6 protein-coding genes and 1 pseudogene are annotated in these 12,396 nt (G+C 69.8%); 1 reads left to right on the top strand and 6 read right to left on the bottom strand.

Annotated features, from left to right (window positions below; translation table 11 throughout):
- Positions 1-236 precede the first annotated feature (236 nt).
- The 6 genes and pseudogenes from CEK66_RS20575 to CEK66_RS06455 all read right to left on the bottom strand — a co-directional run bounded on the left by CEK66_RS20575 (position 237) and on the right by CEK66_RS06455 (position 11,226).
- A complete protein-coding gene (locus CEK66_RS20575) occupies positions 237-1,253 on the bottom strand; it encodes a glycoside hydrolase family 43 protein (RefSeq protein ID WP_343193308.1) in 1,017 nt (338 codons plus the stop codon).
- Positions 1,227-2,717, bottom strand: a pseudogene (locus CEK66_RS20580) (MFS transporter); the annotation flags it as partial. The gene CEK66_RS20575 and the pseudogene CEK66_RS20580, both read right to left, overlap by 27 nt.
- Positions 2,710-5,418, bottom strand: coding sequence for a glycoside hydrolase family 3 protein (locus CEK66_RS06440; RefSeq protein WP_226978516.1), 2,709 nt, complete (start codon positions 5,416-5,418; stop codon positions 2,710-2,712). The gene CEK66_RS06440 and the pseudogene CEK66_RS20580, both read right to left, overlap by 8 nt.
- Positions 5,415-7,109 (bottom strand): glycoside hydrolase family 43 protein, encoded by a 1,695-nt coding sequence (locus tag CEK66_RS06445; RefSeq protein ID WP_152236335.1) that lies wholly within the window; start codon positions 7,107-7,109, stop codon positions 5,415-5,417. The genes CEK66_RS06440 and CEK66_RS06445 overlap by 4 nt, the downstream gene beginning before the upstream one ends.
- On the bottom strand, positions 7,109-9,088 hold the full coding sequence (locus CEK66_RS06450) for a sialate O-acetylesterase (protein ID WP_152236336.1): 1,980 nt from the start codon (positions 9,086-9,088) through the stop codon (positions 7,109-7,111). The genes CEK66_RS06445 and CEK66_RS06450 overlap by 1 nt, the downstream gene beginning before the upstream one ends.
- On the bottom strand, positions 9,085-11,226 hold the full coding sequence (locus CEK66_RS06455; protein WP_152236337.1) for an alpha-glucuronidase family glycosyl hydrolase: 2,142 nt from the start codon (positions 11,224-11,226) through the stop codon (positions 9,085-9,087). The genes CEK66_RS06450 and CEK66_RS06455 overlap by 4 nt, the downstream gene beginning before the upstream one ends.
- Before the next feature lie 111 nt (positions 11,227-11,337).
- Between CEK66_RS06455 and CEK66_RS06460 the strand changes: the two genes are divergently transcribed.
- Positions 11,338-12,396, top strand: coding sequence for a LacI family DNA-binding transcriptional regulator (locus CEK66_RS06460; RefSeq protein WP_152236338.1), 1,059 nt, complete (start codon positions 11,338-11,340; stop codon positions 12,394-12,396).

A 12,396-nucleotide genomic window follows, 5' to 3' on the forward strand; every position in this document is an offset into this window, starting at 1 on the left:
CTACCCCTGGCTCCAGGTCCTGGCAGGTTGTTCGAGGTGCCCTGAAGTCGCTCCCACAGGGGCTCGCGGGGAACCCATCGAGTGCACTGTGGGAGGGACTTCAGTCCCGACGCATCGCGCCATCGGAACGCATAGCACTTCGCTCGCCTCGGCTGCATGGCAGCCGACGCCTAGAAGAGGCCAATGCGCCGCCCGCCAACTCCGCAGGCGGCGCAGTGTCACTAGACCACGGCCTTTCAGCCACCATAGGGATCGACAGTGCGAATGCTCCCGTCCGGCTCGACGTGCAGCGGCGTGCACTTGACCGAGCGCAGGTGTGTCACGCCGCCGGACAACAGGGCATCGTGATAGAACAGGTACCACCGGCCTTCAAACCTGCAGACGGAGTGGTGCGTGGTCCAGCCCACTACCGGCTTCAACAGCACGCCGCGATAGGTGAACGGGCCATACGGACTGTCGCCGGTGGCATAGCACAGCAGATGCGTATCGCCGGTGGAATACGACAGGTAATACCGGCCCTGATCCTTGTGCAGCCACGGTCCCTCGAAGAAGCGGCGCGCGTGGTCGTCGGCGCGTAAGGGTTGCCCGTGCTCGTCGAGGATGACGATTTCCCGCGTTCGCTCCGCCAGTTGGGTCATGCCAGGGTCCAGCCTGGCGATGCGCGGGCCCAGTGCCGGCGCATCGCCCTCGGGCTCGACGTACGTCGCATCGAAGCGATCGTCGCGGTACTTCTGCAACTGCCCGCCCCAGATGCCGCCGAAGCACAGGTAGTGCGCGCCGTCGTCGTCCTCGAACACGGCCGGGTCGATCGAATAGGTGCCCGCGATCGGCTCGGGTTCGGCGGCGAACGGGCCTTCCGGGCGATCGGCCACCGCTACGCCGATGCGGAACAGGCCGTGCGCGTCCTTGGCGGGGAAGTAAAGGTAATAGCGACCGTCGCGGCTGGCCGCGTCCGGCGCCCACATCTGCCGGCTGGCCCAGGGCACGTCGCGCACATGCAGGGCGACGCCGCAGTCGGTGGCCGCTCCGTCGGGCGTGTCCATACGCAGCACGTGGTAGTCCTCCATGCCGAAGTGGCCGCCGTCGTCGTCGAACGGCGCACCGCTGTCGATGTCGTGCGACGGATAGATGTACAGGCGCCCCTCGAACACATGGGCCGACGGATCGGCCGTGTAAATGTGGGTGACCAGCGGTTGCGAGACGGCGTGCGCCGCGAGGTGGTCGAGGTCGCTGCCCTGGCGCCGCGCCTGCAGGTGGTGTTCGATGCGACGTTCCATGCGCTTGTCGATCCGGTAGAAGCACAGCAGCGCCACCGCGACCAAGAACGGAATGGCGCTGTAGACGCTCACGGTCAGGCGGATGCCGTCCACCACGGCCTGCGGCTGTTGTTCGGCGCCCGCCTGGTAGCCGTGGTGCGCGAGGATGCCGGCGACCAGCGCGCCGCCGATACTGAGCCCGATCTTCAGTCCGCACAGCATCGCCGAGAAGATGATCGCGGTGGCGCGGCGATGGTTCTTCCACTCGGAGTAGTCGGCGACGTCGGCGATCATCGCCCACAGCAAGGGGATGGTGATGCCGTAGCAGAAGCCGTGCAGCATGAAGGCGCCGAAGGCCACGCCGATCGCAGTGGGCGGCAGGACGTAGAACACCAGCAGGAACAGAGTGGAGACCAGCAGCGCGCCGCCAAAGGCATCGCGCTTGCCGAAGCGGTCGGCCAGCCGCCGCGAGAAGCCGATGCCCAGGATCATGCACAGGATGCCGCAGGCGTTGAACAGGCTGAACGCCGAGGTCGCCGCATCCTGCGGCCAAGTGAAGCCGGACAGGCCCCAGCCGCCAAGCAGCGCATTCACACCGCCGATGAAGCCGTTGAAGCCGGAGTTGTCGAGAAAGCCCGCCAGCGCGGCCTCGCTCAGGTAGTACTGGAAGTAGTAGATGTAGGTGCCGCCCTTCAGCGCCAGGTTGACGAAGACCAGCACGGTCAGCGCCAGCATCACCTTCCACGGCCGGTTGTGCAGCAGGTCGGACAGGTCCTGCAGCACGCCGGCGCTCTGTTCCTTGGCCGGGACGATGCGCTCGCGGGTGGTGGCGAAGGTGATCAGGAAGAACAGCGTGCCCACCACCGCGAACACCGTCATCAGGCGCTCGAAACCACGCACATTGTCGCCGTCGCCCAGGATCAGCACCAGCGGTAGCAGCAGCACCTGGATGATGAACTGCGCGATCATCACCGCCACGAAGCGGTAGGCCGACAGGCTGTTGCGCTGGGCCATGTTGCCGGTGAGCACGCCGCTGAGCGCCGAGTACGGCAGGTTGTTGGCCGCGTACACCAGCATCAGCAGGCCATAGGTGGTCAACGCGTAGACGACCTTGCCGCGCGCGCCGAGCTCCGGGGTGCTGAAGGCCAGCAGCGACAGCACCCCGAACGGAATCGCCGTCCACAGGATCCAGGGCCTGAACTTGCCCCAGCGCGTGGCCGTGCGGTCTGCGGCGATGCCGATCAGCGGGGTGAACACGAACGCGCCGAGCAGGCCGATCACGAAGATGACCGTCGCCGCCGTGGCGGCCGGCAACCGGTACACATCGGTGTAGAAGAAGGCCAGGTAGGTGATCAGCGTCTGGAAGATCAGGTTCGCCGCCAGGTCGCCCAGGCTGTAGCCCAGCTTCTCGCGCACCGACAGCGTGTGCGCGGCGGTCTCCGCACTGCGGGGCTCAGTCACGGCGCGCCTCCACGGTGAAGCCGGCACGCACGCGGGCATCGGCACTGGAGCCGCCGATGCGTACTTCGTAGCTTCCTGCCGGCACGACATACGCGCCGCGTCCCTCGTCGTACTGACGCAGCGCCTGCTGCGCGTCCAGTTGGAACGTCAGGGTCCGGCGTTCGCCAGGGGCCAGGCGAACGCGCTGGAAGCCGCGCAGCGTTTGCTGCGCGTCGCCGGGCGCGGCCGCCAGCCGCCGCACGTACAGCTGCGCCACTTCGTCGCCGGCGCGCTTGCCGGTGTTAGCCACCTCCACCTGCACCTTGAGGCGTCCGTTGTCGGCGATGCGCGGTGCATCCAGGCGCAGCTTGGCGTAGTCGAAGCGCGTATACGACAGCCCGTGGCCGAACGGATACAGCGGGGTGCCGCGGAAGTAGCGGTAGGTGCGGCCTTCCATCGCGTAGTCGTCCAAGGCGGGCAGCGCCTGGTCCGCCCGGTAGAACGTCACCGGCAGGCGCCCCGAGGGGTTGACCTCGCCGAACAGCGCCTGGCCCACCGCGGTGCCGCCGCGCTGCCCGGGATACCAGCTCATCAGGATCGCCGACAGATGCGCCTGCGCCCACTCCACCGCCAGCGCCGAGCCGCCGGTCAGCACCATCACCACCGGCTTGCCGGTGGCGTGCAGCGCTTCCAGCAAGGCGCGCTGCGGCGCGGGCAGGCGCAGGTCGGTGCGGTCGCCGCCGGCGAAGCCCGGGTAGTCGACCTTCATCTCTTCGCCCTCGACATCGCCGGTCAGCCCGCCGACGAACACCACCACATCCGCGTTGCGCGCGGCATCGAGCGCCTCGTCGAACGGCGGCTTCGCCCCGGGCATGCGCCAGCCCAGGCGCACGCTCGCGTCGCGCTCGGCGTCGTAGTACTCCAGCTTCACCGCATAGGCGCGGCCCGCCTGCAGCTCCAGGTCCACGCCGTCGGCGCGCATGCGGTCGCTGTCGGTCCAGTGATCCAGCACCAGCTTGCCGTCGACATAGAGGCGGAAGCCGTCGTCGGCGGCCGCCTCGATCCGGTAGCGGCCCGAGACCGGTGGCAGCAACTGACCGCTCCAGCGGATGCTGAAATGATCGTTGGGAATGCCCTGCCCCGGCCCCGCTTCGCCGCGGGCCAGCAGATTGTCGGTCGGCGAACCGCGGTCCCAGCGGAAGCCGATCTGCGCGTCGGTGCGCACCAGCGCCGGCGTCCCCGACAGATCGGGCGTGCGGAAGTATTCGCCGCGCAGGCCGCGTTCCGGCGAGTCCGCCGAGGGCCGCAGATACGCCGCCTCGATCAGCGGCGTGGCGCTCGGATCGTCGCGCCCTTCGACCAGATCCACACCGCGCGCATAGCGCACCTCGATGCCCTTGGCCGCGTCGCGGATGCCCTGCAGGATCGTCACCGGCGCCGCCGGCGTGCCGAAGTAGTTGCCGAGCAAGGCCATGGTGTCGTCGGCGGTCGGGCCGACCACGGCGATGCGCTTGAGCGTGCGCGACAGCGGCAGCACGCCATCGTTCTTCAGCAGTACCAGCGATTCCTGTGCGGCCTGCAGCGCCAGCGCATCGTGCGTGGGCGCCTGGTTCACCGAGGCGGGGATCCGCGCCCAGCGCACGCGCTCGGGCGGATCGAACATGCCCAGCCGCATCCGCGCGGCGAACAGGTGCGTCACCGCATCGTCGATCTCCGCTTCGCCGATCAGCCCCTGGCGTACCGCCGCCGGCAGCGTGGCGTACTCCTGGCCGCACTCCAGTTCGGTGCCGTTCCTGACCGCCAGCGCCGCGGCGGCCTCGCGACTGGGCGCCAGATGGTGATGCTTCCAGATATCGACAATGGCCCAGCAGTCCGAGACCACGTAGCCGGTGAAGCCCCAGTCGCGGCGCAGCACGTCGCGCAGCAGGAACTGGCTGGCGCTGGCGGACTCGCCGTATACGCGATTGTAGGCGCCCATCACCGCGTCCACCTGACCCTCCTTCACCAGCGCCTCGAATGCCGGCAGGTAGGTGTCGTAGAGGTCGCGCTTGCTGGGGCGGGCGTCGAAGTGGTGACGGTCGGCCTCCGGGCCGCTGTGCACGGCGAAATGCTTGGCGGTGGCATCGAGCTTGCGGTACACCGGGTCGTCGCCCTGCAATCCCTGCACGAAGGCCACGCCCATGCGCGCGGTGAGGTAGGGGTCCTCGCCGTAGGTTTCCTGGCCGCGGCCCCAGCGCGGGTCGCGGAAGATGTTGATGTTCGGCGACCAGAAGGTCAGCCCCTGGTAACGGCCATGCGCGCCTTCGCGCAGGAACTGGTGGTGCTTGGCGCGCGCCTCATCGCTGATGGTGGTGGCCACCTGCCCCATCAACGGCACGTCGAAGGTAGCGGCCAGCCCGATCGCCTGCGGAAACACGGTGGCCTGCCCGGCCCGCGCCACGCCATGCAGCGCCTCGTTCCACCAGTCGTAGGCCGGCACGCCCAGGCGCTCGATCGCCGGCGCGGCGTTCTGCATCTGCGCCGCTTTTTCCTCCAGCGTCATCTGCGCGACCAGCGCCGCCGCCCGGGCCTCGAAGCTGGCCGAGGTATCCTGCCACGGCTTGGCGTCGACGGCGTCGGCGGCATGGCCCACACCGGCCAGCGCGGTGGCGGCGCACAGGGCCAGCGTGCGGAACAGGCGGCCGCCAACACCGCTGCGAAAGGAAGACCTGCGCGTCATCATCGTTTGCTCCTGGAGGCGCGCTCGTCGCGCGCGAAAGGACCGAGCAGGGCGCCCACGAAGCCGCCAGCACGATCCGTACTCAACACGGTTCCGTCGACGTCGTCGGCGAGGCTCTGCCAACCCTGCCCCGTGCCGGCGTCGAACGCGAACGCATACGTGCCGGCGTCGCCGGCGATCTTCAGGCGCAGCGACGTGGACGCATCCACTTCGCGGCTGGCAACGGTTCTGGTCGCGCCCTTGCCCTCGCGCGCTTCGAGGAACACGGCCATGCGATCGCCGCCCAGGCTGCGCACACCAAGGAAGTACCAGTACTCCTCGTTCTGGAACGCCGCCAGGCCCGCCGCCACCCCTGCGGCCGGCCGCGTCAAGGCGGTGCTGGCCTCGAACCGCAGATGCTGCTGGCGGCGCCCCAGGAACGCGGGATTGCGCAAGGTATCCAGGTTCTCCGGCAGCGGATGCACGGCCAGACTTCCCGGACGCGTGCGCAGGTCCGCCCAGTCCTGCTTGGGCACACGCACGCGCAACCAGCCGCGGCCGAGCGTCGGCGCATCGAACTCATCGCGCGCGACGAAGTTGCCGGTGGACGGCGCCTGCGACGCCTCGCCCTGCATCCACGACGGCGCCTTGACCGCATAGGGAATGGCCTGCCCGGTCGGCAGAATCACCGGCCAGCCGTCGCGCCACTGCACCGGCAGCAGGTAGGTCTCGCGCCCGGTGTTGTAGTGGCGCACGTCGTAGGTGCGGCTGGCCAGGAACACCGCCCACCAGGAACCGTCCGGCCCTTCCACCATGTCCGCATGCCCGGCGTTGGCGATCGGCAGCGATCGGTCGTCGGGCAGGTCGCGCTGGGTGAGGATCGGATTGCCCGCATACGGCTGGTAAGGCCCCCACACGTCGCGGCTGCGCAGCACCACCTGGGAGTGCTGCGGCCCGGTGCCGCCCTCGGCATCGGAGAGGTAGTACCAGCCGTCGCGGCGATACAGATGCGGCCCCTCGATCCAGATCGGATTCTTTGCCGGCTCCACGCCGCCGTCGATCAGCACCTTACGCGGCCCCACCGGGGTGAAGCTCGCCAGGTCGAGTTGCTGCATCCAGATCGCGCGGTGGCCGTCGTAGCGCGGCGCGCCGGGCGGCGCGTCGTTGTTGAGCAGGTAGACGCGGCCGTCGGCGTCGAAGAACAGCGACGGGTCGATGCCTCCGATGCCAGGCAGCCAGTGCGGATCCGACCAGGGCCCTGCGGGATCGCGCGCGGTGGCGATGAAGTTGCCGCCGCTGTCCACGGCGGTGGTGACCACGTAGAACACCCCGTCGTGATAGGAAATGGCCGGCGCGAAGATGCCACGCGACACGCTCAGGCCATCGAAGTCGACTTGCGTCGGCCGGTCGATCACGTTGCCGATCTGTTTCCAGTGCACCAGATCCACGCTCTCGAACACCGGGATGCCCGGGAAGTAGGTGAAGCTGGAATTGACCAGATAGAACCGCCCGTTTGCGCGCACGATGCTCGGGTCGGCGTGGAAGCCGGCCAGGATCGGGTTGCGGTAATGCCCGGCCGGCAACGGCGCCTCGAAGGCTGCGTCGTGCCCGGCGTAGTCGAACCAGTCGAAGTAGACCGGCGGTGCGGGCGCGGCCCACAGCGGCTGCAGCGCAGCGGACAACAGCAGGACGGCCGTGGCGAGCAACGGGCGCATCAGTGAACTCCTTCGGACAGTGCGAGTTCGAATGGTCCTGCCGGCGCACCGGAACGGTCGCGCAGCGTGCAGATCGGGCCATCGGCCCAGCAGTAGCGCACGCGCGCAGCGGCGACGGCCTGGGGACTGCGCAGGACGACGGCGCGCCCGTCCAGCGCGGCATCGGCATAGGTACAGCGCTGCGCCTGGGCATCGCAGAGCTCGAAGCCGATGGGGCCGCTCGCCCCGGTCGTGACCAGGCTGCCGTCGACGTCGTCGAACACGATGCGCACTCCGCCCTGCGTGCGCGTTGCCGTGCGGGGGATCGGGCCGGACGGCGCCAGCGCGCGTTCGCCGTAGACCACGTGGCGCGCCGCCCGCGCCAGGCGCCGTCCCAGTTCCTGCTTGTTCGGCGGATGGATGTCGTAGGCATCGCCGATGTCGATGGCCACCGCGATGCCGCTGTGCGGGTCTTCGGCCGCCACGCGGCGCTGCGCCTCGCGCACCTGCGCCCAGCCGCTTTCCATCGGGGCCTGCGGCGGCAGGCCGTAACCGGCGAGCTGCACCACCAGCAGCGGCATCTTTGCACCGAATTGCCGGCGCCAGTCGTCGCGCAAGCCACGCAACCGCATCGCATAGGCCGCGCCGTCGCCGGTGTTGGATTCGCCCTGGTACCACAGCATGCCGCGCAGCCCGTAACGCCCCAGCGGCGCGATCATGCCGTTGTACAGCGTCGACATACCGGAGGCCGCATGCCACGGCGCCAGCGGCGGTGACTGCGGATCGGGCGCGACCCGGTACTGCCAATGCCGATCCAGGACGACGCGCGTGCCATCGGCCAATTCGACGGCATGCGCACTGGCGGGGCCTGCCAGTCCGCCCTCGCCGTAGGTGTCCAGCACGTTGACGACCACCGTGTTGCTGCCCGCCTTCAACAGGCCGGGCGCAAGCGCATACCGGCGTGGATCGCTCGGCGCGTTCTGGCTGCCCACGGCCACGCCGTTGACCCAGGTCATGTCGGTCTCGTCGACCGGCCCCAGCACCAGCCGTGCGCCCTGCGCCGCCTGCGCGGCGGTCAGGGTGACCTGCGTGCGGTACCAGACCATGCCGTTGTAGTCGGCGAGCGCGGGCACGCCCCAGCGCTCCCATGCGCCGAGTGCCGCCGGCGCGTCCTGCCACCCGGTGCGGTCCGCACCGGGCTGCCACGGCGTATCGGCCGGCTTGGCACCGGCGCGCGTGGTCCACCACTGCTGCCAGTGCCGGCCCCAGCGCGCGCTCGCCGCGATGCGGTCGGCGGCAGACAGCGCCAGCACGTCCAGCGCCTCGTCCATGCCACCCTGCGCACGCAGGGCGTCGGCGCTGGTCCAGGCCTCGATCCGCGCACCGCCCCAGGCCGCCTGGATCAGCCCCATCGGCACCTTGACCGTCTTCTGCAGCTCCCGCGCGAAGTAGAAGCACGCGGCCGAAAATTCCCGCACCGTGTCCGGTGCCGCGGGTTGCCATGCGACCGCAGCAGGGAACGCATCCTGCGACGCGACCGCCGCGGCCTTGGGCACGGTGAACAGACGGATGCTGGGCTCGGCGGCCGCGGCCAGTTCGCGGCTCGCATCCAGCGCGCGCCACACCGGCAGCTCCATGTTCGACTGCCCGGAACACAGCCACACATCGCCCACCAGCACATCGCGCACGACCTGGCGCGCCTGTCCCGCGCGCACCGTCATGTCGTAAGGACCGCCCGCGGCGACCGGCTTGAACGTGGCATGCCAGCGGCCGCCGGCATCGGCACGTGCGCTGACCGACTGGCGGGCGAAGGTCACCGACACCGTGGCACCCGGCGCGGCGTTCCCCCACACCGGCATCGGCCGGTCGCGCTGCAGCACGGCGTGATCCTGAAACAGCGCATGCAACAGCGGCGGCACCGCGTCTTGCGCCACGCAGGGCGTGGCGCTGCACCCCAAGGCCGCCGCCAGCAACCAGCCCGTCCACGTGGTCGGCTTCATCGTCCATCTCCCGGTGCGGAGGGAAACTGCAGGGCCTGGTACCAGGCCAACGGGTGCGGTGGCGCGGCTTCGCCCGCGGGCAACGGCCGTCCGCTGACCGACTGGAAGTACGCCACGCTGGCATCGCGCCACCACTGCGCTTCGCGCAACTGGATGCGCAGGAACGCCGCCACCTGCGCATGCCGCTCGGCGTCCACCTTGCCGCGCAGCCCATCCCAGGTGGCCTGCATGGTCTGCACCTGGCGCACGCCCAGCGCATAGCGGCCGACCAGTTCGTCCCACAACGGTCGTCCGGAAGCCATGCGGTGGTCCCACGGCACGTGGTGGAACCACAGCAGCAGCGACTCGGGCACCCGCGCCGGGTCGCCATACACGGCCGCCACGTCCGGCGCGTACTGGCTCACCGCATTGCTGCCATGCGCAGTGCGATCGAAACCGATGCCATCGCGATCGGCGCGGTGGTAGTACACCGCGGTCCAGTCCGCGCGCGGGCCGCCGTCCACCCAGGGGCCGGGACCGTAGTGGTGGCCGCGCGCCATCAGGTGGTGCAGGCCCAGCGGGGTCATGTAGTTCACCGCGGCCTCGCGCGAGCCCATCATCATCCCGACGATGGGCTGCACCACCTCCGGTGCCGGCGAGAACGTCATCGCCACCCAGTCCGAGGCGATGGCGCGGGCGGATTGGTGCGGATTCCAGGCGAGACGACCGAAGGCGTACCAATTGGCCTGGTCGAAGTGCGAGCCGCTCCAGGTGCGGTCGTTGCCGATGTTGGCGACGCCGGCGATGCCGGTCAGGGCGTGGCCTTCCAATGTGCCATCCACCACGTCCGCCACCGTGGATCCCGCGCCGCGGGCATGGGTGTCGGATTGCAGCACGTCCTCGTACAGCGGCCCCAGGTACACCAGGTGCGTGGCGAAGCCGAGATACTCCTTGGTGATCTGGAATTCCAGCATCAGCGGCGTGCGCGGCATGGCGCCGAACAGCGGATGGAAGGGCTCGCGCGGCTGGAAATCGATGGGCCCGTTCTTGACCTGCACGATCACGTTCGGGCGGAAGGCGCCGTCGAGGCCGACGAATTCGGCGTAGGCCTGCATGGCGCGGTCCACCGGCACGTCGTGGGCGTAGACGAAGGCCCGCCACATCACCACGCCGCCGTGCGGCGCCAGCGCATCGGCCAGCAGGTTGGCGCCGTCGGCGTGCGAACGGCCATAGTCCTGCGGGCCGGGCTGACCTTCCGAATTGGCCTTGACCAGGAAGCCGCCGAAATCCGGAATGCGCGCATAGATCTCGTCGGCCTTGTCGCGCCACCAGCGCTGCACGGCCGGGTCGCGCGGATCGGCGGTGTTCAATCCCCCCAGTTCGATGGGCGCGCTGAAGCGTGCGCTCAGGTAGACGCGGATGCCGTAGGGCCGGAACACGTCCGCCAGCGCCGCCGCCTTGTCGAGGTAGGCCGGCGCCAGGCTCTGCGCATTGGCGTTGACATTGTTGAGCACGGTGCCGTTGATGCCGATCGAGGCATTGGCGCGCGCGTAGTCGGTGTAACGCGGGTCGCGCCATTCCGGCAGGCTCTGCCAGTCCCATAGCGAGCGGCCCGCATAGCCGCGCTCGACGTGGCCGTCCAGGTCGTCCCAATGGTCGAGCACGCGCAGCCGGATCCTTGGCGACTCGCGCACCGCGAGCGCTTCGAGCGACGCGCCGGTCTGCAGCAGGCGCAGCAGATGGAACACGCCATACAGCACACCGATGTCCCGGCGTCCCGCCACCAGCACCACCGCGTGCCCGTCGATGCGGGTGCGCTTGAGCAGGTAGCCCTCCTCGCCCAGCGACGCGATCTCCTCGCGGAACGGCGCAAGCGCTGGCGACGACTGCGGCGTGCCCAGCACCACCGCGTGATCGCCGCTTGCGGCCGCACGCGTCGCCGGGGCATGCCCCAGCAGGCCGGTGAGGCCACGCACCAGCTCGTCGCGCGCCACCCGCTGCGTCGGCGTCCGCGCCGGCGCCACCACCTCGTCCAGGCGGGCGGCGCCATCCGCACGTGCGGCGCCTTGCGAGGGCAGGTAACGCAGCCACAGCGCTGCGCCGTCCTCCGCGCGCAGGCTACCCGCGCAGACCATCAGCACCATGGCAGCGCATGCCATCCACTGACACCGCATGACATGCGGACGGCACCCAAGCGCCGCCAGCAAACCTTGTAAGCTGACGGCGTACCCGCGGCGCGGCAGCGTCAGGAACAACAAAGGGAACGCGTTTTGGACAAGCCGAAGAAAGCGGTCCGCCGCAAGACCAGCGGGGTGACGATCGACGAGGTGGCGGCCTTGGCCGGGGTTTCGCCGATGACGGTGTCGCGCGCGATCAACCAGGGCAAGGTGCGCGATGCCACCCGCGAGCGCGTGATGCGCGCGGTGCGCGAGCTGGGCTACACGCCCAACCTGGCCGCCAGTTCGCTGGCCGCCGCGCAGCACACCCGCATCGCCCTGATCTACACCAATCCCAGCGGCGCCTACCTGCGCGAGCTGCTGGTCGGCCTGCTGCGCGTCGCCTCCAACGCCGCCATCCAGTTGGTCATCCACTACTGGGAAGACCTGGACCCCGATTCCGAGCGCAAGGCCGCGCGTGCCCTGGGCGGGCGCGTGGATGGCGTGATCCTGCCGCCGCCGTTGTGCGAATCGCAGGCGGCGGTGAGCGAACTGGTGAAGGCCGGCATCCCGGTGATCGCGATCGCCGCCGGGCGCCTCAGCGACGCGATCTCCTGCGTGCGCATCGACGACTTCCATGCCGGCAAGGAGATGGCCGAACACCTGATCCAGCACGGCCACCGGCGCATCGGCTTCATCCGTGGGCGCCAGGACCTCAGCGCCAGTGCGCGGCGCTACGAGGGCTTCGTCACCGCGCTGCAGGAGGCCGGGCTGAAGGTCGAACCCGGCCTGGTCCAGCAGGGCGACTACACCTACCGCTCGGGGTTGGCCGCCGCCGAAAAGCTGCTGTCGCACCGGCGGCCGCCGACCGCGATCTTCGCCAGCAACGACGACATGGGCGCGGCGGCGATCTCCGTGGCGCACCGGCGCGGCCTGGAAGTGCCGCGCGACCTGTCGGTGGTCGGCTTCGACGACACCTCGGCCGCCACCACCGTGTGGCCGGAGCTCACCACCATCCACCAACCGATCGCCTCGATGGCCGATGCCGCCATCGACATCCTGCTGCGCAGCATCCGCCGCAAGCGCGACGACACACGCATGTCCAGCGACCACGTGGTCCCGCACCGGCTGGTGCTGCGCGGTTCGGTCGCCGGCCCACCCAAGGGGCGCTGA

It is taken from the genome of Xanthomonas sp. LMG 12460 (assembly GCF_009192895.1).
In the GTDB taxonomy this organism is placed as follows: domain Bacteria; phylum Pseudomonadota; class Gammaproteobacteria; order Xanthomonadales; family Xanthomonadaceae; genus Xanthomonas_A; species Xanthomonas_A sontii.